Genomic DNA, 20,728 nt, shown 5'->3' with positions numbered 1-20,728 from the left:
GGCTCGAGCGGGCCCGACGCGACGGGAGGGCCGGGCGTCGCCATCGAGGAGGACCGATCGGATGGGGATCGGCGGGCAGGACATCGCGGCGATCGGCCTGGCGGTGGCGGCGGCGGGCTTCCTGGCGAGGTCGGGCTACCGGGCGGTGGCGGGCCGTCTGCCGGCGTCGGGGTGCGGCTCCGGATGCGGGGGCTGCCCGTCGTCGGGGGAGTCGGGCGGGCGGGCAGCGCCTCTGGTTTCGCTCTCGATCGGCCCGCCCCCGGGCAAGGCCGGGCGAGCCAAGGGCTCGCCCGGCGACGACTGAGCTGATCCCGGTCAGATCACGGCCCCGATCTGCCGGCACAGGGCGCCGATGAGCCGGACCTGCTCGATGTTTGGTCCGGTGCGGCCTCGGGCGATGCAATTGACCCGGTTGACCAGCCGGCCGCAGGAGGCCTCCATCGCGGCATGGAGCCGGCGCAGGTCGCACGGCGGCGCCCCGGCCAGCGCGGCCTGCCGGAAGGCGAGGGACGACTCGTAGAGGGCCAGCGCGTCGGCGTAGATCCGCTCCCCCTGGGGGACGCAGCGCACCGTCGGCCCGAACACCTGGAGGAAGGCGGCCACCTGGCCGATCAGCGTGTCGACCGCTCCGATCACCGGCGAGGCCCCCGGCACGCAGCCTCCCCCCAGCCCCGGGCCCAGCACCAGCGGATAAACTCCGGCGGCCGGCGGAACGGCGCCGATCGGGAAGCCTCCCGGCCCGCCCGGGAGGGGCCCCCCCCCGTATCCCAGGGCCGCCTCGACGGGGGGCAACACGCCGGGGAACCGCCCCGGCCCCGGCGAGACGAGGCCGAAGCCGTGGTTGAGGTTGAGGTTGGGGTTGAGGTCGTGGTCGTGGTCGACGTGCCGAGCCGGGCGAACTCCTCGGTCGGCAAGGTGCGGGGCCGATCGGCCGGAGAGGTGCGACGGGCCGCGGTGGACCATCGCCCCTCGGCCGAAGGGGGGGAGGCGGAGGTCGATCGTCTGGGAATGGGCCGACGTGCCGAGCATCGTCAGGGCGACCAGGGGGGCCAGGGCCGCCGCTCGAATCGTGGACGTCAACATGGTGCGCTCCTCTCGCGATGCGATCGCGGCGGCCGTCGGCTCGGACGGGAATCGCTCGGGCCTCGGGCCGGTGCAGACTCGATGGGATCGGGCTCGCGTCCGGCACCCGGGTGCGACCGTTGGGGCCGGACACGATCGGAGTGAATTCAAGGAGCGTGCCAAATGAGGGAGAGTCGGGGTGTCGGATGGCGCAAGAGGTTTTGAGCGTTTGGCTTACGTGATTGCGTGTGGAACGCGAGCCGGCCCGGAGGGTGAGGGACGGCAGGATCCTGGCGGGGGATCCTGGCCTGGGGGGAGGGAGAACGGATCTCGAAAGGAGGAGCAGAGGGAGGAAGAACAGAGACGCAGAGGAGGAGACGCGGAGGAGGAGACGCGGAGGAGGAGACGCGGAGGAGGAGACGAAGAGGAGGAGACGAAGAGGAGGAGACGAAGAGGAGGAGACGAAGAGGAGGAGACGAAGAGGAGGAGACGCGGAGGAGAGGAGGAGAAGAGAAGCGGAGGACGTCCGAGGTCGCGGCTCTCCCTCCGTTGCTTCGTCCTCGGTCGCCTCGGAGACTCGGTGGTTTGGCGTTTCGGCGTCTGGAGGTTTCGGCGGCTCGGGGTTCGAGGGGTCGGGGGGCCAGCGGGGGATGCGATCGGGGGGGGCGTTGCAGGGCGCTCGCTCCGCCCGGTGCGCGCCGGTTATACTCCGGGGACTTGCCGCCCAGCCCCGCCCTGCTCCGAGCCGCCGAGGAGTCCTGCCCATGAGGCCCCGCCGCCTGCCGGTCGCGCCGATTGGCGCGCTCGCCCTGATCGCCAGCCTCGTCCCGGGATTGGTTCGGGGGCAAGAGCGTCTCCCCGAGGAGGTCCCTCCGGAGGGGCTCGCGCCGGCCGAGGCGAGGGAGGCGATTCGGGTGCCGGACGGGTTCGAGGTGGAGCTGGTGGTGAGCGAGCCGCTGGTGATGGACCCGGTGGCGTTCGACTGGTCGGCCGACGGCCGGCTCTGGGTGGTGGAGATGGCGGATTACCCGCTCGGCGTGGAGGGGGGAGGCCGGGTCCGGGTGCTGGAGGACGAGGACGGCGACGGCCGGTACGATCGGTCGACCGTGTTCCTGGACGGACTCTCGTATCCGAATGGAATTATGCCCTGGCGCGAAGGGGTGCTCATCTCCTCGGCGCCGGAGATCCTGTACGCCGAGGACTCGGACGGCGATGGCCGGTGCGACCGGCGCGAGGTGCTGTACTCCGGATTCGCCGAGGCGAACCCGCAACACCGGCTCAACGGGTTCTCCCTGGGGCTGGACGGCTGGGTCTACGCGGCCGACGCCGACGGGGGCCGGGTGCGCTCGACGAGATCGGGGGACTCGGTGGAAGTGAGAGGCCGCGATCTGAGGCTAAGGCCGGACTCGGGGGAGATCGAGCCGGCGAGCGGACGGTCGCAGTACGGCCGGCTTCGGGACGACTGGGGGGACTGGTTCCTCAACAACAACTCGGTCTGGGCGTGGCATGTTGTGCTCGCCGACGAGGACCTGAGGAGGAATCCGTCGTTCGCGGCCTCGGGGGTTCTTCAATTGCTGGAGCCCGACACCGCGTTGTATCCCGCCAGCCGTACGGTCGCTCGCTTCAACGACCCCGGCGCCGCCAACCGGGCCACATCCGCGTGCAGCCCGAGCCCGTACCGGGACGAGTTGCTGGGATCGTCCTTTCGATCCAATCTGTTCATCTGCGAGCCGGTTCATAATCTCGTCCATCGGATGGTGCTCAGGCCGGACGGCGCCTCGTATGCCGGCCGTCGGGCGGAGGGGGAGGAGACTTCGGAATTTCTCGCGTCGACCGAGCATTGGTTCCGGCCGGTGTCGGTGCGCACCGGCCCCGACGGGGCGCTGTGGGTGGCGGATATGAACCGGGCGGTGATCGAGCACCCGGAGTGGATCCCGGACGATTGGGAGGCTCGGATTGATCTGAGGGCCGGGTCGGATCGGGGGAGGATCTATCGGGTCGTGCCGTCGGGGAGCCGCCCGAGGGGGATCCCCCGGCTGGACGGGCTCGACGGGCCGGGCCTGGTCGCGGCGATGGACAGCCCAAACGGGTGGGTGAGGGATACGTGCCAGCGATTGTTGATCCACGAGCCGGATCCGTCGGCCATCGTCCCGCTGCGCGGGCTGGCGGCGTCGTCCGGGTATCCGGAGGCCCGGGTGCAGGCGTTGTGGACGCTGGCCTGCCTGGGGGGGCTGGACGCGGAGGCGGTGCGCGTCGGATTGGAGGATGAGCATCCGGAGGTCCGTCGGGCGGCGATCCTGGCGGGCCGCTCGCTGCTGCCGGAAGACGCCGAGGCCGGGGGGCTGATGCGGGCCGGGGCGGAGGACCCGGAGCCTCGCGTGCGGTTCGCCTCGGCGCTGGCGATGGGAGACTGGCCGGACCCGAGGGCGGCCGAGGCGCTGGCAACGATCGCGAAGGCCGACGGGGACGACCCCTGGATGCGGGCGGCGGTGCTCAGCTCGGCGAGGCCCCACGCCTCGGCGCTGCTGGCTTCGCTGCTGGGGGGAGACAGGATTGACGCGTCGACGGCCGAGGAAATGATTGCGCCGCTGTTCGCCTCGGCGGTGTCGGGGAGCGGACCGGAGGCGGTGTCGGGGATCGTCCGAGAGGTGCTGGCGGCGATCGGCTCGGCGGAGGATGCGGGCCCGGCCCGGCTGTCGGCCGTGGCCGCGCTGCTCGACGAGGCGGCCCGAGCGGGGGTTCCGGTCGATCGCTGGGTCGAGGCCGACGCCGATCCGGGACTCCGAGCCCTGTCGGCTCGGCTCTCGCCGTTCTTCGAGGCCGCCCGGGAGATCGCCGGAGACGAGGAACGCGACGAGGAGGCTCGGGCGGCGGCCGTGCGGCTGCTGGGCCGGGAGCCGGGAGGAGCCGGCCGGGACTCGGGGGTGCTGGCCCAGCTGCTTCGGCCTCAGGAGGCGTCGTCGGTCCAGCGGGAGGCGGTGGCCGCGATCTCCCGGCTGGGGGATGACCGCGTGCCGGCGCTGCTGCTCGACGGCTGGCGAGGGCACGGCCCGGCACTCCGGCTCGCGATCCTGGACACGCTGCTGACTCGGGACTCCTGGCGGGACGCCTTGCTCGACGCGATCGAAGGGGGGAAGGTGCCGGCGTCGGAGGTGGGGCCGTCGCATCGGGAGCGGCTGCTGGGAAGCCGGGACGCCCCGGCCCGAGATCGGGCGGCGGCGCTGTTCGGGAAGACGGGAGGAGAGCGGGCCGAGGTGGTGGCGAGGCTCCGATCGGCCCTGGCGCTCGGCGGCGACCCCAAGGCGGGGCGGGCCGTGTTCTCGAAGTCGTGCGCCCCGTGCCACCGGCTCGAGGGGGAGGGGTTCGACGTGGGGCCGGACCTGGCGAGCCTGTCGGACCGCTCTCCCGAAGCGCTGCTCGTCGCGATCCTGGACCCGAATCGGGCCGTCGAGGCGAAGTATGCCTCGTATACCGCCGCCACGGTGGACGGGCGAGTGGTGACGGGGCTGATCGCCGAGGAGACGTCGAACGCCGTCGCCCTGCTCCGGCAAGGGGGAGAGCGGGACGTCTTGCTGCGGTCGGAGATCGAGGAGATCGCCGGGTCGGGCAAGTCGCTGATGCCGGAAGGATTGGAACAGGACATCTCCGCGCAGGAACTCGCCCACCTGATCGCCTTCCTCCGAGAGCTAGGGCTCCGGCCGAAGGAGGTGCCGGGAAACCGGCCGGAGCTGGTCAAGCCGTCGCCCGACGGCGCGATCCGGCTGCCGGCGGCCTTGGCGGAGATCTTCGGGAATCGCCTGACGTTCGAGCCGACGCACGAGAACCTCGGCTGGTGGCTCCGTCCCGACGACCGGGCGGCGTGGACCTTCGAGGCGGCGCGAGGCGGGCGGTTCGAGGTCCGGGTGGAATGGGCCTGCCAGGACGAGGCGAGCGGCGGGCCGTTCGCGATCGAGGTCGGCGCCGACCGGATCTCGGGCACCGTGCCCGGAACGGGGACCTGGGACGATTACCGGACGGACACAGTCGGCACCGTCTCGCTCGGGCCGGGTCGGCACCGGCTGGAAGTCCGGATGGACGGTCAGCACCGGGCGCCGCTGATGGACCTGAAGGCGGTCGAGCTGGTGCCGGTCGGGGAAGAGACCAAGGGAGAGGGACGTTGAGATGAGCATGTCGACGATGATGGTCGCGGGGCTGTTGCTGGCCGTGGCCCCGGCCCCGGCCGAGGGCGGGTCGGTGATCCAAGAGGAGAACGCCCGGCCCGGCACCTTGGACTGGCAGCTCACTCGGGTCCGGCCCGACGGCGACGGCTTCCGGTCCCCCTGGATCGAGGGATACTGCTCGAAGCAGAGCGTGGCGGCGGGAGAATCGATCGACCTGATGGTCTCGACCGACCCTCCTCGGCCATTCACGATCGAGATCTTCCGGATGGGCTACTACGACGGGCTCGGCGCCCGGCTGATGACGACGATCGGCCCGCTGCCGGGCAAGGCCCAGCCCGTCCCGACACCGGGCGAGAAGAATTTGCACGAATGCGACTGGACGCCGTCGACGACGCTGACGATCCCCGACGACTGGGTCAGCGGCGTCTACCTCGGCCGGCTGACGACCGTGCCCGGAGACGAGGACGAGCCGTACTGGCAGAGCTACGTGGTGTTCATCGTCCGGGACGACCGGCCGGCGGACATCCTCTTTCAGTGCTCGGACAACACGTGGCAGGCGTACAACCGCTGGCCGAATGACGATTCCGTGTATACGCATCCGAAGGGAACGCAGGGCCCGTGGGCGGCGGTGAGCTTCGACCGGCCTTACGGCAGGGAGGCGCAGTACGAGGGCGTGGTGAACGACCCGCTCACGTTCGGCTCAGGGGAGTTCCTGCCGCTGGAATTCCCGCTGGCGTACTGGCTGGAGCAGCAGGGGTACGACGTGTCGTACTGCTCGAACAGCGACATGCTCTCGCCCGATCGGGGACTGAAGTGCAAGGCGTTCATCAGCGTCGGCCACGACGAGTACTGGGATATCCGCCAGTTCCGCAGCGTGTCGGCGATGCGGGACGCGGGAGTGGACCTGCTGTTCCTGTCGGGGAACAGCGTGTGTTGGGTGTCGCCGTACTCCCCCAGCTCAGACGGGAGGCCGAACCGGATCTTCTTCCGGGGAGGGCCATACGGGGCCGAGAACGACTACGCCGTCAACCGGGAACGGGACCACGGCCCCTTCCCCGAGCGCGGGCCGGATGAAGGGCTGCTAATCGGCGCTCGCAACGTGGAGCCCGTCAACGGCGGTGGCGACTGGGTGATCACAAGGCCGGACCACTGGATCTTCGAGGGAACCGGCGTGAAGGCCGGCGACCGTATCCCGGGCCTGGTCGGCTGGGAATATCACGGGGATCCGGCCGACATCCCGGGCCTGGAAGTGGTGGCCAGGGGGACGGCGTGGGTCGGCGGCGTGAGGCCCCAGCGCTGGACGGCGACGATCTATCCCGGCCCGAACGGAAACTTCGTCTTCAACGCGGCGACGATCTTCTGGGCCCAGGGGCTCTCGACGCCGCCGGGGCATGTCTTGCCGTGGTCGCACTGGAGCCGGCCGCACGGGCCGGACCCGAGGGTGCAGCGCATCACGAAGAATCTGCTCGACCGGGCGATCGGCGATCCCGAACCGGAGGAAGATCAATGATGATGCGTCGCCGCGAGTTCCTCGCCGCCGCCTCGGGAGCATCGGCCCTGGCCGGCCGGGTCCCGGGCGTGGCCGCTCCCTCGCCGCAGGGAGGGCGGACGTTCACGATGGATCTGGTTCCCGGGATGGTCGGGGTCGACCTGCCGTTCCCCCGGCTGGTCGAGCTGGCCTCGAGGGCGGGGTTCGAGTCGGTGGCGCCGGACGCGGGCGACCTCGGGTCGCTGGACGACGAGGGGATGGCCGCGCTGATCGAGCACATGCGGGAGCACGGCCTGGTGTTCGGCGCCTCGGGATTGCCGGTCGACTTCCGGAAGGACGACGAGGCGTTCCGCGAGGGCATGGCGGCGCTTCCCGGGTTCGCTGACGTCCTAAGACGTGCGGGCGTGACCCGGGTGGGGACCTGGCTGATGCCCCGGAGCGACGAATTGACGTATCTGGCCAACTTCAAGCAGCATGTGCGGAGGCTGCGCGAGGTGGCCTCGGTGCTGGGGGATCGGGGCCTTCGGTTCGGGCTCGAATACGTGGGGCCGAAGACGCTGTGGTCCTCGGGCCGCTACCCGTTCGTTCATACGATGGCCGAGGCGAGGGAGCTGATCGCCGCGATCGACCGCGAGAACGTGGGGCTGGTCCTCGATAGCTGGCACTGGTACACCGCGGGAGAGTCGGCCGATGAGATCCGCTCGCTCTCGAATGAGGATGTGGTCGCCTGTGATTTGAACGACGCGCCGGCCGGGATCCCGGTGGATGAGCAGATCGATAATCAAAGAGAATTGCCTGCCAGCACGGGAGTGATTGACGTGGAGGCGTTCTTGGAGGCCCTGGTGGCGATCGGCTACGACGGGCCCGTCCGGGCCGAGCCGTTCAACGCGACGCTCAACGCGATGGACGACGAGGAAGCGATCGAGGCGGTCGCCGAGGCGATGAGGAGGGCCTTTGCCCGCATCGGCTGACCGCCTTGGCTCCGGGACGATCGTTGCCCCAAGGGGTCGGGCGAGGGGTCAGCGATCGGCGCGGAAGCGTTTCAGTTGCTCCTCGTCCAGCTCGACGCCGAGGCCGGGGGCGTCGGGGACGAGGGCGGAGTCGGCGCGGAGGTCGAGGGGGGTGGTGAGCAGGTCGGCCTCGTGGTAGTTGGGGCCGAGGATGTCGGCGGGGAAGCGGTCGCTCTGGATGTTGGGGCAAGCGGCGGCGAGGTGGAGCATGGCGGCGCTGGCGATGCCGAGCTCCAGGTTGCTGCCCATGTGGCAGGGCAGGCCGGCGGCGGCGGCGACGTGGGCGACCTCCAGCGAGGCGAGCAGGCCGCCGTTCTTGCCGGGGTAGAGGCTGATGACGTCGGCGGCTCGGGCGGAGCAGACGCGGAGGGCGTCGGCGGCGGTCCAGACGCTCTCATCCGCCATGATGGCCAGGCCGATGCGGCGGAGATCCCGGGTGGCGTCGTCGAGGCCGGGCATCAGCGGTTGCTCGGCGACGAGCAGGTTGAAGGGGCGGAGGCGTTCCAGGGCGGAGCGGGCGGCGGGGACGTCCCAGCCGCAGTTGGCGTCGACGGTGATGGGTAGGTCCGGGCCGGCGGCCTCTCGGACGGCCCGGACCCGGGAGACGTCGCCGTCGGGGTCGAGGCCGACCTTGACCTTCAGGCAGGTGACTCCCCAGCCGAGGAAGCGTTCGGCGAGGGCGACCGCCTGGGGAGGGTCGAAGGCTCCGATCATCATCTTGGTGCGGATGCGGTCGCGGAGCTTCCCGCCGAGCAGCTGATGGACGGGGACCCCGAGCGACTTGCCGAAAAGGTCCCACAGGGCCATTTCGACGGCGGCCTTGGTGAAGGGATTGTTCTTCAGGGCGCGGTCCATCGCGAATCGGCAGGCGTGGATCCGGGTCGGATCCTGGCCGACAAGCGCGGGGGCCAGCACTTGCTCGACGGCGAAGACGGTCGATCGGTTCGTCTCGCCGCTCCAGATGGCGGAGACGGTGGCCTCGCCGAGACCGACCAGGCCGTCATCCGAGTGGACGCGGACGATCGCGTAGTCGGAGGTGACGTGGTCGCCGTGGGCCGTTCGGGTGGTGAGGCCGGCCTTGAGGGGGACGGAGACGGGGATGGCTTCGAGGCGGGCGATCTTCATGCGAGGGTCCGTTACGGTCGGGTCGAGACCGGCCCCTCGTCGAGGAACCGGCGGAGGATGTTGGCGGTCAGCGTCGAGACGGTTTCGTCGACGAGCAGGCACGCCGGGAAGGTGATCGAGCCGGCGGCGAAGACGGCGCCGCCGGAGGCAGTGGCTCGCAGAGCGAGATGGGCTCCGCCCTCGTCAGGGTTCTCGCCTCGGGCGAGCACGACGACGTCGGGAGGAGAATGGGGCGTAACCTTGTCGGTTTCGTGGCCGGAGGCTCCGCCTTCGCAGCGCATGTGCAGGCTGCGGGTGCCGAAGCGGTCGCCGTCCTGCAGCCCGGTGCCGGCGAAGGCCCAGTGGCGGGCGTCGAGCACTCGGAAGGGGGCGGCGGTCATGATGCCGGCGTAGGAGAAGGCGACGCCGAGCAGCTCGGCCTGGGAGACGCCGGTGCTCCGGTGGAACCGGCTCTCGAAACCCTGGGGGTAGACGAGGGATTCCCGGCCGTTGTGGACGATCATCGCGTCGGGGGTCGGCAGCGAGACCTCGCAGTCGATCCCGTTGCCGCCGAGGTAGAGGAGCCGGCCTCCTCGGTGCTCGACCCAGTCGTTCACGCGATCATACATGACCTTCGTCCAGTACTCGGGGTGGGGGCCGAGGACGAGGACGCGGTAGGAGTCGAGGTCGAGGGTGCCGTCGTGGAGCTGGTTCTCGGCGTAGACGTCGTGGGGAACCCCCTCCCGTTCGAGCCAGGCGAGGATTCGCCACTCGGCCGGGGCGAGGTGGCACGCGGCGCGGCCCTGGATGGGGTCGGTCGCCCGCTCGTCGGGATCAATGTCGGTGTTCGGGTCGGGGCGGTCGAAGGAGAGCGGGGCGTAGGAGTCGGCGTCGTAGGTGACGAAGTTCGGGTCGGTGTAGCGGCGGAGTTCCTGGCGGGCGTTGACGGTGGGCTCGGAGGGGAGCCGGTCGGGGCTGATGTAGTTGCTCCGGCCGCCGAAGTTGTTGTAGGCGTTCCAGGTGATTGTGCCGGCGAGGTAGGCGACCGGCGCCGTCGGCCGGGCCGGGGCGACGACCCAGGGGAACCCGAATCGGAGCCCCGATCGCGTGCTCGCGAGGAAGTAATAGAGCCCCGACCGCTCGGGCCCGGCGACGAATTGCCGGTGGACCCGGCTCGGGTAGCCGACGCTGTTCCAGCGGACCCCCGTCTGAGAGTAGTCGCCGTCGGGGGTGATCTGGGCGGTGGCGCGGGGGCCGTGCTCGTCGTGCCAGCCGAGGTTGCGGACGTGTTCGACCTGGAGGCCGTACCGCCAGAGGTCCAGGCGGTAGGGCTCGGGAGCGTGGACGCGGAACTCGGACTCCTCGCCGGAGCGGACCCACTTCGGCCAGGCGTAGCCCAGGAGCCGGTCGGACAGGAGGCGGAAGTGGTGGGGGCGGCCCGGGGGAACGTCCAGGAGGACGCGCTTGGCGCCGAAGCCGGAGGCGGCGAGGGTGACGACGTAGGGGCCGGGCACGAGGGCGGCGTGGACGGAGCCGTCGGCCCGGGACCGGGAGGAGACGGAACCGGAAGGGCCGAGGAACTCGAGCGAGACGCCGGGCAGGGCGACGTAGCGCTCGTCGCTGACGAAGCCGATGAGCATGGGGGAGGGAGCTCCGGGGAGGAGAGGCGGAGCGGCCGATCGGGGCGGCCGGCCGGGTCAGTCGGTTGGGTCAGCGGCGGCCGAAGCCGGGAGGGAGGGGGTCGGTCATGGGGGCGATCTCGGAGGTGAACTTCTCGCCGGAGAGGCGGTCGCAGTTGTCGGCTCGGCGGCGGTAGCGGGGAGGGAAGTCGCCGGTCGCGGCGATCCAGTCGTCGAGGCGCCCGGAGAGTTCGGCGACGACGGCGGCGTACTCGGGAAGGGAGGCGAGGTTGACGAACTCGGCGGGGTCGGCCTGGACGTCGTAGAGCTCGACCGGCGGGCGGGGAGCCTGGAAGAGCTGGGCCTGGGAGGGGGAAAGGGCGCCCCGGGCCTTCAGTTCGAGGAGGGCGTCCCAGGAGGGGCAACTGCTGACGTCGGAGGGGTTGCCGAGGGGGAGGTCGAGGTAGGCGTTGCGGATGAGCTTGTACTGTTCGGTTCGGATGCTGCGCATGTGCTCGTCGCAGTTGTGCCAGTTGCGCTCGCTGAAGACGGCGTCGAGGCCGGGGAGGGCCGGGTCGTCGAGGACGGGGAGCATGCTGCGGCCCTGCAGGTCGGCGGGGGATCGGAGGCCGGCGATGTCGAGGAAGGTGGGGGCGAGGTCGATGACGCTGGCGAGGCCGGAGTGGGTCGAGCCGGGGGGGATGCGATCGGGCCAGGAGGCGATCAGTGGGGTGGCGATGCCGGAGTCGTAGAGGGTGCCCTTGGCTCGGGGGAAGGGCATGCCGTTGTCGGCGAAGAAGATGACGAGGGTGTCGTCGAAGCGGCCTCGGGCTTTCAGCTCGGCGACCATGCGGCCGATGTCGCCGTCCATGCGGGCGATCTCGTCGTAGTAGAGGGCGAGGTCGGCCCGGGTCTCGGGGGTGTCGGCGAGGAAGGGGGGAACGACGGCGTCGTCGGCGGTGTGGGGATTGGCGATGGCCCCTTCCTGGTACGGGCGATGGGCGTCGGTGAAGCCGACCCAGAGGAAGAAGGGGCGGTCGCCGGCCTCGTCGAGGAAGCAGGGGAACTGGTCGACGGCCTTGCCGTACCAGTCGAACTGCGCATTGCCGGCGGGGCCGTAGTGGGTCTTGAGCATGTGGCCGGTGTGGTAGCCGGCTCTCCTCAGCATCGAGGAGACGAACACCTGATGATCGGGGAGCGTCATGTGCAGGTCTTCGGCCCCGGTGGCGTGCGGGTACTTCCCGGTGAGTACGCTGATGCGGGTCGGGCTGCACGAGGAGGTGGTGAGGAAGGCGTTGTCGAAGCGGAGGCCGCCGGCGGCGAGGGCGTCGATGTTCGGCGTGCGGATGGTGGGGTGGCCGTAGCAGCCGAAATCGCCGGCGGAAACGTCGTCGGCGAGGAAGACGACGATGCTGGGAGGCCGAGGGCGGTCGTCCTTCCCGGCGCCGGCGTGGGCCGCGGTCGGGATCAGGGCGAGCAGGGCGAGGGCGGTCGCCAGTCGGGTCATCGGAAGGCCTCCTCGGGGACGGAGATGCCCCCGAGGATGACTTGGCGGCCTCGGCGATGCAACTCACAAGCGGCCGGGAGGGCGGACGCCGGAGCCGTCCTGGCCGGTGCGGGAGTCGCCGAGATCGTCCCGGGCGCGGTCGGCGAGCCGCTGGAGGCGGGCGACGATTTCGGGGTGTTGCTCCTTCACGTCGGTCGTCTCGCCGACGTCGGTTCGGAGGTCGAAGAGGGCGAGCCCGGTCTCGCGCTGGACGTAGGGGGCGGGGCGGCCTCCGGTGCCTCCTTCACCCTCCAGGCTGCGGTACGAATGCGGGAAGTGGAGCTTCCAGCGGCCGGAGCGGACGGCCTGGAGTTCTCGGCCCCAGTAGAAGTAGAGGGCGTCGTGGGGGGACTCGGCGCCGTCTTCTCCGAAGAGGAGCGGGGAGATGTCGAGGCCGTCAATGGGGAGTTCCGGAAGGGGGGCGCCGGTGATGGCGGCGATGGTGGGGAGCAGGTCGATCGTCATGGCCGGCTCGGAGCAGGAGGTGCCGGCGGGGATGCGGCCGGGCCATCGCATGAGGGTGGGCTCGCGCTGGCCGCCGTCGAACGTGGTCCCCTTGCCTTCGCGGAGGGGGCCGGCGGAGCCGGCGTGGTCGCCGTAGGAGAGCCAGGGGCCGTTGTCGGACGTGAAGACGACGAGCGTCTCCTCGTCCAGCCCGTTGCGGCGGAGGGCCTCGAGGATCTGGCCGACGGACCAGTCGATCTCCATGATCACGTCGCCGTACATCCCCTGCTCCGACTTGCCGGCGAATTTGTCGGAGACGAAAAGGGGGACGTGGGGCATGCTGTGGGGGACGTAGAGAAAGAAGGGCCGATCCGCGTTCTCATCGATGAAGGAGACGGCGCGCTCGGTGTACCAGGTCGTGAGGTTCCGCTGGTCGGGGTTCGTCTGGACGATCTCCTCGCCGTCGATGAGGGGCAGCGGCGGGTAGGCGTTGGGGTTGGTGGGGTGCTTCGGCCACATGTCGTTCGAGTAGGGCAGGCCGAAGTAGCGGTCGAAGCCGTGTCGGGTGGGGAGGAACTTCGGGGAGTCGCCGAGGTGCCACTTGCCGAAGATGGCGGTGGCGTAGCCGAGGGGCTTGAGCATCTCGGCGATCGTCGTCTCGTCGTCGTTGATGCCGATCTTCGAGTTCGGCCCAAGGGCGCCGAGGATGCCGACTCGGTTGGGATAGCAGCCGGTCAGCAGGGCGGTCCGGGAGGCGGAGCAGACGGCCTGGGCGGCGTAGAAGTCGGTGAAGAGGCGGCCCTCGGCGGCCATCCGGTCGAGGTTCGGGGTGGTGAAGCCCTTCGCGCCGAAGACGCCGACGTCGGCGTAGCCCTGGTCGTCGGTGAAGATGATGACCACGTTCGGCGGGCGGTCCCGATCCTGAGGCGGCGGGGAGATCGCCAGGCAGAGGAGCAGGGCGGAGCGGGTCGCGGCGAGCGTCATGGGAGACTCCGAGGGCTGATCCGGTGGACGCCTCGGGAGACGGGAGCGTCGGGCGAGGCGAACGGGACGGTCATTGAGGGGGGGCGGCGGAGTCCTCGGCCCAACTGGTTCGAGGCGACCGCCGGCAGGCTCAGCGCATCGCCTCGGCGGGGTCGATGGGCTTGCCTTCCCAGACGGCGGTCTTGCCGTCGAAGGTGAGGACCCGGTGGCGGCTGTCCGGGGCGGGGGGGACGTCGACCTCGGGGAGCCAGCGGCGGTGTTCGGCGAGGACGGGCTCGAAGGAGGGGTCGAGGGCGAGGTTGGTCCATTCCTCGGGGTCGACCTCGAGGTCGTAGAGCTCCTCGGAGCCGTCGGCGTATCGGATGTAGCGCCAGCGGTCGGTGCGGATGCCGTGGTTGCCCTGGTTGTGGGTGGTGATGGCGGGCCAGGGGCGATCGGCGGTCGGGTCGGCGATCAGGGGGGCGAGGCTGTGGCCTTCGAGTGGGAGGCCGGGGCGGTCGGGGAGCCGGCAGAGGTCGATGAGGGTGGGGAAGAGGTCGAGCAGCTCGACGGGGCGGTCGCAGGCCTGGCCGGCGGGGATGCCGGGGCCGGCGAAGATGAGAGGGACTCGGGTGGAGGGCTCCCAGAGGGTGTTCTTGCCGCTGATCTCCTTCTCGCCGAGGTGGTAGCCGTGGTCGGACCAGAGGACGACGATCGTGTCGTCGAGGTGGCCGGAGGACTCCAGGGCGTCGAGGACCCGGCCGACCTGGGCGTCCACGAAGCTGGTGCAGGCGAGGTAGGACCGGACCAGCGACCGCCAGGTGCCGCTCGATTCCAGCCAGGAGAGGCGGGGCTCGGGCAGGTACCAGTGGAGGTACCAGGAGAACTCGGGGGTATCGAGCCGGTCGCCGTGGAAGACTCGGGGCAGGATCAGGGTGTCGTCCGGGTGCAGGTCGAACCAGCGTGGCGAGGAGTAGCAGGGGACGTGCGGCAGGAAGAAGCCGGCGGCGAGGAAGAAGGGGCGGTCGTCGGGCAGGGAGTGAAGCTGCTCGACGGCCCAGCTGGCGACCTGGTAGTCCCCCTTGTCCTCGTCTCGGTGGGGGAAGGTGCCCCAGTCCATCAGGGGGTTGTTGCCGCCGGGGGTGGGGCCGATGAGCTTCTCGTCGGGCCGGGCGCCGACGCCGCTGGGGGGGCCGTAGGAGTCGAACTCTCGGGGGCGGTCGGGGCCGGGAGGATAGCCGCCGTGATAGACCTTGCCGGTCGAGAGGGCGGTGTAGCCGTGCTCCCGGAAGTGCTGGGGGAGGGTGACGACGTCGGCGAGGTCCTCGACGGTGCGGAACCAGGGAGCGAGGCCGTAGATGCCGGTGGTGGAGGGGCGGAGGCCGGTGAGCAGGCTGGTGCGGGAGGGGTTGCAGAGCGGCGCCTGGCAGTGGGCGTTGGTGAAGAGGGTCCCCCGGGCGGCGAGGCGGTCGAGGTTCGGCGTCTTCGCCTGGGGGTGGCCGCCGAGGACGCCGACCCAGTCGTTGAGGTCATCGAGGGCGATGAAGAGGACGTTCGGCCGCTCCGAGGACGCCGAGGAGGGCGTCCCCGGCAGCGTCAGGCCGAGGCAGCATGCCAGGACGATCGCCAATCGCGTCATCGGGTCTCCTCCGGCGGTGGCGGTGGCGGTGGCGGTGGCGGTGGCGGCGGCCGGATCGCCAGTGCGATGGCGATCGTCTGTCGGCCGAGGCGTCAGGGTGACTCCGGGGTGGGCAGGCTCTTCAGCCCCAGCGCGAGCATGACCCAGAACAGTCCGTTGAAGAGCATCTCGATTCCCAGGAACAGACCGATGACCCAGAAGGCCGAGGCGGGCAATTGCTGCCAGATCAACACGCCGAGCAGCAGCGAAATCGCACCGTTGAGGACCATCCAGCCCCAGCCGTAGAACCGCTCGCTCGCCGCGAGGATGATCCGGAGCAACCCGCCAATGATCAACGAGAGGGCGATGACGATCGTGAGGACCGCGAGAGCCGTGATCGGCCGATCGACGATCAGAATTCCCAACGCGACATACAAGACGCCGGCGAGCACCGACAGGAAGAAGCCGCCCCAGCCTTTGGTCGAGAACGCGCCAACGAACTGGAGGATCCCGCTGGCGACCAACAGGAGGCTGATCATCCAGACCGCCGCCAGCGAGCCAAGCCAGGGAGTGGCGATGATCAGCAAGCCAAGCGCGATGGTGCCGATTCCCAAGATGAGGAACCAGATCCAGGTTCTGCGGATCCGGCCCAATTCCCGGCGGACGGCCTCGCCCAGCAAGGAGGAGGAGGTGGGAAATGCGGTCATCAGAAGGCTCCGGGGTTGTTCGATGAATCGGGACGGGTTTCGTCGCCGCGTAGGCTCCTCCCTCTCAAGGACGCCCCTGGTTGGGGGGAACCCGGCGCAGGAGGGAGTCGGGGAACTCAGCGGCGGGGGAGCCGTCCGCGTTGCGGAGGTTCTGGGAGCCGCCGCGGTCGGGGTAGAGCGGGATGGTCATCCCGCCGGTCTCGGTCAGCATCTCGAAGAGCCGGCGCTTGAGCTGCTGGAGGATCTCCTGGTGCTCGGGGCTGAAGACGAGGTTCCTGGCCTCCATCGGGTCGGCCTGGAGATCGTACAGCTCGTCGAGGTCCCAGAGCCCGTGGGGGCGGACGAACTTGTAGCGGTCGGTGCGCAGGGCGAAGAGTGTGGGAGTGTGGGGGAAGTTGCGCTCCCAGTAGTATTCATAGAGGAGGGCGTCGCGCCATTGGACCTCCTCGCCGGCGGCGAGCTGGAGGAAGGAGCGGCCGTCCATGTGCTCGGGGGCGGCGAGGCCGGCGGCCTCGAGGATGGTGGGGGCGATGTCGATGTTGGCGACGACCTGCTCGACCGTGGTGCCCGGCGCGAAGAGATCGGGGCATCGCATGAGCATCGGAACGCGCATCGACCATTCGTAGGCGACGCGCTTGTCGATCAGCCCGTGCTCGCCGAAGCCGAAGCCGTTGTCGCCCATGTAGATGACCAGGGTGTCGTCGAGGACGCCCTTGGACTGGAGCGTGTCGAGGACGCGGCCGATGCTTTCGTCGACGCCGAGGAGCGTCTCGCAGTAGTCCTTGTAGAACTCGGCGACGTCGAGCGTGCTGTGGTAGGGGAACTCGACGCCGTGCCAGCTGTTGCGCTGGTTCTGGGCCCACAGGGGGCGGTCCTGGAACCCCTCGAAGTCGGGGTCCATGGTGGCCGGGGGGGTGAACTCGGCGTGGTCGTAGGTCCCCTTGTGGCGATCGGCGGGCTCGAACTCGGCGTGGACTCCCTTGTGGGAGAGGTAGAGGAAGAAGGGGGTGTCGTCGGGCCGGGCCTCGAGCCACGCGACGGCGTAGTCGGTCAGCTCGTCGGTGATGTACCCCTTCTGGGGGACGGGGGTGCCGTCGACGTTCAGGCCGTTGCGGCCGGGGAGGTAGGTCCCCTGCCCCCGGAAGCTGACCCAGCGGTCGAAGCCGGGGCGGGGGGCGTCGGAGTCTCCCCCCATGTGCCACTTGCCGATGAAGGCCGTGTCGTAGCCGGCGGCCTGGAGGTACTGGGGGAAGAAGACGGTGCCGGGGGGGACGGGGTTGTTGTTGTCGACGACCTTGTGGTTGTGCGCGTAGCGGCCGGTGAGGATCGACGCTCGGCTGGGGGAGCAGAGCGAGGTGGTCACGAACGCGTTCTTCAGGTGCACGCCTTCCCGGGCCATGCGGTCCATGTTCGGGGTCTTCAGGAAGGGGTGGCCCAGGAAGCCCATCGCGTCGAAGCGGTGGTCATCGGAGAGGATGAACACGACGTTGCGCGGCCTCGCGTTCCCGATCCGGGGCAGGTCCAGGCCGTCCGGCCGGGCCCGGGAGGCGGGGGCCAGGGCCAGCATGAGGAGCAGCGTCGAGAGCGCGGTTCGGGCCGTCATCGGGCGGATCCTCGCTGCGGTCGAACAGGGGGATGATCCGGAGGAGGAGGGCCCGGCCGGCCTCGGCGGCCGGGCGACGGGGCCCATTATCGGGGACCGATCGCGAGAAGGCCACCCGTCGCCGGGGGGCCTCGGCGTTTCCCCTGGGCGACGGGCTCGGGTCGAGCGATCTCGGGCCGGCCGTCTCCTCGTCGGTGGGAGAGGTCCTAGGGGCTGGGCCTCGGGGAGCCGGGAGCGACCCGGATCGGCCCCTCGCTCTCCTGGCTCTTCTGGCCCATCGAGTCCTCGGGGATGAGCCGCCGTCGGGGCCAGGAGACGCGGTGCCGGGTCGCGTCGGGACCCCCTCGCCCGCCTTGGCCCGGGAGCGTCAGCCGGCCGGGGCCGGGTCGGCGACGCAGCGGAAGCCGATGTGCTGGCTGCCGCTGTCGACGGCCCCCTTGCCTCGGCTGCCGACGCGATAGCGGACGCAGTAGAGGTCGCTGCACAGGAACGAGCCCCCGCGCTGGACGCGCTTGGGGATGCCGGGCTCGGCGGGGTCGAACGAGTCGGAGGGGCCGGTGGGGTTGTCCTGGGGACTGGAGCGATAGTAGTCGGGGCGGTACCAGTCGGCGCACCATTCCCAGACGTTGCCGGCCATGTCGAAGAGGCCGAAGCCGTTGGGGGGGAACTGGGCGACGGGGGCGATGCCGACGAAGCCGTCCTCGCCGGTGTCGCCGGTGGGGAAGGGCCCCTGCCAGTTGTTGACCATGGGCTGGCCGTCGGGGTGGCGTTCGTTCCCCCAGGAGTAGGTGGCGCGGTCGAGCCCCCCTCGGGCGGCGAACTCCCACTCGGCCTCGGTCGGCAGGCGCTTGCCCGCCCACTCGGCATAGGCGACGGCGTCCTCGAAGCAGATATGGACGACGGGGTGGTCCATCCGGTCGGCGATCGACGAGCCGGGCCCCTCGGGGTGCCTCCAGTTGGCGCCGGGTTTCCAGGCCCACCACTGGAGGTGGTTGTCGAGGGAGACCGGGTGGTCGGGCGGGTTGAAGACGATCGAGCCGGGGGAGAGGTTCTCGGGGGCGACGCCGGGGTAGTCGGCGGGGTTGATCGGCCGCTCGGCGACGGTCTTGTAGCCGGTGGCGTCGACGAATTCCTGGAACTGCGCGTTGGTGACCTCGGTGCGGTCCATCCAGAAGCCGTCGACGGTGACGAGGTGGACCGGCTGGGCGTCGGGGAACTGGGGGTCGTCGCTGCCCATCCAGTAGGTGCCGCCGGGGATCCAGACCATCCCCTCGTCGGGGGGAGGGCCGGGGGGAGTGAGGTCGTTGATCTGGTGGGAGGCGGCTGAGTTCGACGCCTTGGGCGCGGGGGGGGTGTCGCGATCGGAGGCGGAGGGAGCGAGGGCGGCGGCCTGGGTTCGGGTCCGGTCGGACTCGGACTCGGACTCGGACTCCTCGGCCTCCCCTCGGGAGAACCAAAGGGCGGCGGCTCCGAGTACGGCCGCGGCGAGCGGGACGATCCAGAAGGCGGCCCGGCCGTCGGCCGAGCGGGCGGGAGCGACCCCTCTGGTCTTCGATGGCTTCGACACGGGTGCCTCTCGGTGATGTGCGGTGCGACGGTCGAGGGGGAACGCCTCAACGCCTCAGTGTAAAAGGGACGGGGGCCCGCGACCAGCAGGGAAGAGGGCCAGAGGGCCAGAGAGCCAGAGGGCCAGAGGGCCAGAGGGCCGGGCCGCGACGATCGGCGAACCGGAAGCAAACCGGGAGAGGACCGGGGGGACCGATCGGGGTCGCCGGCCTTGCTCGGCTCGCGAGTGCTTTGGTGATCGCTCCGCCGAGGCCCCGGATCGGGTCAGGCTCGTCTTGTCGTCGCTCGAGGAGGCGCCGCCTTCCTTGAAGCGGCTCCCTCCCGCTCCTACGATGAGGTGGGATTCGACGGCCGAAGAGGACCAACCATGCGGGTCTCGGTGGCTTTCCGGGACGATCGACTCGAACTGGACGTGCCCGACGACCGGCTCGTCGGCTCCTGGGAGGGGCCGGAGCCGATGGAGGTCGGGGCGTTCCTCGACCGGCTCCGGCGCGAGCTGGACGGGCCGAGGGGGTTTCCTCCCCTGGCGCAGAACGTCGTGCCGGGGGACCGGGTCGTGCTGGCGGTCGACTCGGAGGTGCCCGAGCTGGCCCGGGTGGTGGCCACGCTGGCCGGGGTGCTCTCGGGGGCGGGGGTGGAATCGATCCGGGCGGTCGGCCTGGGGCCGATCCCCGCCTCGCAGCGGGACGACTGGCCGGCGTCCGTCCCCCTGGGCGAGCACGATCCGGGAGCGGCCGACCCGATGGCGATGGCCTACCTGGCCAGCACCGGAGGGGGCCGGCGGATCTACCTGAACCGGGAGCTGATCGAGGCGGATGTGGTCGTCTCCGTGGGGGTGCTCGGGTTCGACACGGTCCTCGGGTACCGGGGGCCCTGGAGTACCCTGTTCCCGGGGCTGAGCAACGCCGAGACTCAGGCCAGCGAGCGGAAGTCCCCCGCCGGGGTCGGCCGGAGGGGGAGCGTGCTGGAGGAGTCGGCGGAGGTCTCGTGGCTGCTCGGCAGCCTCTTCCACGTCGGCGTGCTGCCGGGCCGGTCGGGAGCGGCCGGGGTGGTGGCGGGCGAGGCGGGGGCGGTGCGGGAGGAGGGGATCCGGGCGATCGAGGGGGCCTGGACCTTCCGCCCCGAGGATCGGGCCGACCTGGTGATCGCCGGCGTCGGCGATCCGGGGCGGCCGACCTCGCTGGACGACCTGGCCGCCGGCCTGGCCACGGCGGCGGGGCTGGTCCGGCGCGGGGGGAAGATCGCCCTGCTCTCCCGGGCCGGAGGGCCGCTCGGCCCGGCCCTCTCCCGGCTCTCCGGGCTCGACGACCCCGCCCGGGGGGGGGCGAAGGCCCTCCGGGGCCTCGAAGGGGCGCCCGACTTCCCCGCCGCGCTTGCCGTCGCCGACGCCCTGGCCTGGGCCGATATCTACCTGCTCAGCGCCCTGGACGACGACACGGTCGACGACCTCTCGATGATCGCCCTCGGCTCCCCCGAGGAGGCCCGCCGGCTGGCCTCGGTCAGCCCCTCCTGCCTCGTCGTCAGCCGGGCCGACCGGACGAGGGCCGGGGCCCGCCGGGCCTGAGTCGAATCCCCAGCACCGCCGGGCCGTCAGGTTTCATCCTGTTGAATGCCGAATCGACCCCGATCGAGGCCCGGAACCAGCCCCTGCCGTTCGCCCCTGCCCGTTGAGCTGCCTCCCGGGTCGACCTCGCGTGATGATCCCAGTCCATCCGCCATCCGCTTCTGCCTTCTGCCCTCTGCCATCCGCATTCAGCCTTCTGCCCTCTGCCATCCGCATTCAGCCTTCTGCCCTCTGCCATCCGCATTCAGCCTTCTGCCCTCTGCCATCCGCATT

The 20,728-nt window shown here is 70.8% G+C and carries 14 protein-coding genes; 5 read left to right on the top strand and 9 right to left on the bottom strand.

From position 1 onward, the window contains the following. Window positions 1-61 precede the first annotated feature (61 nt). A complete protein-coding gene (locus tag TsocGM_RS08105) occupies window positions 62-304 on the top strand; it encodes a hypothetical protein (RefSeq protein WP_126724801.1) in 243 nt (80 codons plus the stop codon). A gap of 11 nt (window positions 305-315) precedes the next feature. Here the strand turns inward: TsocGM_RS08105 and TsocGM_RS08100 are convergent, their stop codons facing one another. Further along, window positions 316-1,083 carry a hypothetical protein gene (locus TsocGM_RS08100; RefSeq protein WP_126724800.1) on the bottom strand — a complete coding sequence of 256 codons (768 nt, stop codon included), beginning with the start codon at window positions 1,081-1,083 and terminating at the stop codon, window positions 316-318. A 743-nt stretch (window positions 1,084-1,826) separates the two neighbouring features. Here TsocGM_RS08100 and TsocGM_RS08095 point away from each other — a divergent pair. From TsocGM_RS08095 to TsocGM_RS08085, 3 genes are read left to right on the top strand one after another with little or no spacing between them, the layout of a single operon-like run. Beyond that, a complete protein-coding gene (locus TsocGM_RS08095; protein ID WP_158633427.1) occupies window positions 1,827-5,222 on the top strand; it encodes a PVC-type heme-binding CxxCH protein in 3,396 nt (1,131 codons plus the stop codon). 1 nt (window position 5,223) lies between these two features. After that, complete coding sequence (locus tag TsocGM_RS08090; protein ID WP_233578580.1) at window positions 5,224-6,732, top strand: N,N-dimethylformamidase beta subunit family domain-containing protein; 1,509 nt, start codon at window positions 5,224-5,226, stop codon at window positions 6,730-6,732. Beyond that, window positions 6,729-7,682: a sugar phosphate isomerase/epimerase family protein gene (locus TsocGM_RS08085; RefSeq protein WP_126724798.1), complete on the top strand. Its 954-nt coding sequence runs from the start codon at window positions 6,729-6,731 to the stop codon at window positions 7,680-7,682. Before TsocGM_RS08090 ends, TsocGM_RS08085 begins: the two co-directional genes overlap by 4 nt. Before the next feature lie 48 nt (window positions 7,683-7,730). Here the strand turns inward: TsocGM_RS08085 and TsocGM_RS08080 are convergent, their stop codons facing one another. The 8 genes from TsocGM_RS08080 to TsocGM_RS08045 all read right to left on the bottom strand — a co-directional run bounded on the left by TsocGM_RS08080 (window position 7,731) and on the right by TsocGM_RS08045 (window position 18,892). Beyond that, entirely contained in the window at window positions 7,731-8,846 is a 1,116-nt protein-coding gene (locus TsocGM_RS08080; protein WP_126724797.1) for a mandelate racemase/muconate lactonizing enzyme family protein, read from the bottom strand. Between the two features lie 11 nt (window positions 8,847-8,857). Further along, window positions 8,858-10,465 carry a N,N-dimethylformamidase beta subunit family domain-containing protein gene (locus TsocGM_RS08075; protein WP_126724796.1) on the bottom strand — a complete coding sequence of 536 codons (1,608 nt, stop codon included), beginning with the start codon at window positions 10,463-10,465 and terminating at the stop codon, window positions 8,858-8,860. Between the two features lie 70 nt (window positions 10,466-10,535). Further along, on the bottom strand, window positions 10,536-11,951 hold the full coding sequence (locus TsocGM_RS08070) for a sulfatase family protein (protein ID WP_126724795.1): 1,416 nt from the start codon (window positions 11,949-11,951) through the stop codon (window positions 10,536-10,538). Window positions 11,952-12,014: 63 nt separating this feature from the next. Beyond that, entirely contained in the window at window positions 12,015-13,418 is a 1,404-nt protein-coding gene (locus tag TsocGM_RS08065; protein WP_126724794.1) for a sulfatase family protein, read from the bottom strand. A 130-nt stretch (window positions 13,419-13,548) separates the two neighbouring features. Further along, entirely contained in the window at window positions 13,549-15,036 is a 1,488-nt protein-coding gene (locus TsocGM_RS08060) for a sulfatase (RefSeq protein WP_126724793.1), read from the bottom strand. Between the two features lie 92 nt (window positions 15,037-15,128). After that, the gene (locus TsocGM_RS08055; protein ID WP_126724792.1) at window positions 15,129-15,722 is read right to left on the bottom strand and encodes an HdeD family acid-resistance protein; all 594 of its coding nucleotides are present in this window, start codon (window positions 15,720-15,722) and stop codon (window positions 15,129-15,131) included. Window positions 15,723-15,786: 64 nt separating this feature from the next. Continuing rightward, window positions 15,787-17,325, bottom strand: a complete 1,539-nt coding sequence (locus tag TsocGM_RS08050) for a sulfatase family protein (RefSeq protein ID WP_126724791.1) — start codon at window positions 17,323-17,325, stop codon at window positions 15,787-15,789. Window positions 17,326-17,692: 367 nt separating this feature from the next. Then, a complete protein-coding gene (locus TsocGM_RS08045; protein ID WP_233578577.1) occupies window positions 17,693-18,892 on the bottom strand; it encodes a formylglycine-generating enzyme family protein in 1,200 nt (399 codons plus the stop codon). Between the two features lie 366 nt (window positions 18,893-19,258). On the opposite strand from TsocGM_RS08045, the gene TsocGM_RS08040 reads away from it, so the two are divergent. Then, window positions 19,259-20,455, top strand: coding sequence for a lactate racemase domain-containing protein (locus TsocGM_RS08040; RefSeq protein WP_126724790.1), 1,197 nt, complete (start codon window positions 19,259-19,261; stop codon window positions 20,453-20,455). Window positions 20,456-20,728: the final 273 nt, after the last annotated feature.

Source organism: Tautonia sociabilis (assembly GCF_003977685.1).
In the GTDB taxonomy this organism is placed as follows: Bacteria; Planctomycetota; Planctomycetia; order Isosphaerales; family Isosphaeraceae; genus Tautonia; species Tautonia sociabilis.
This window is presented reverse-complemented; position numbering and strand designations above follow the sequence as displayed.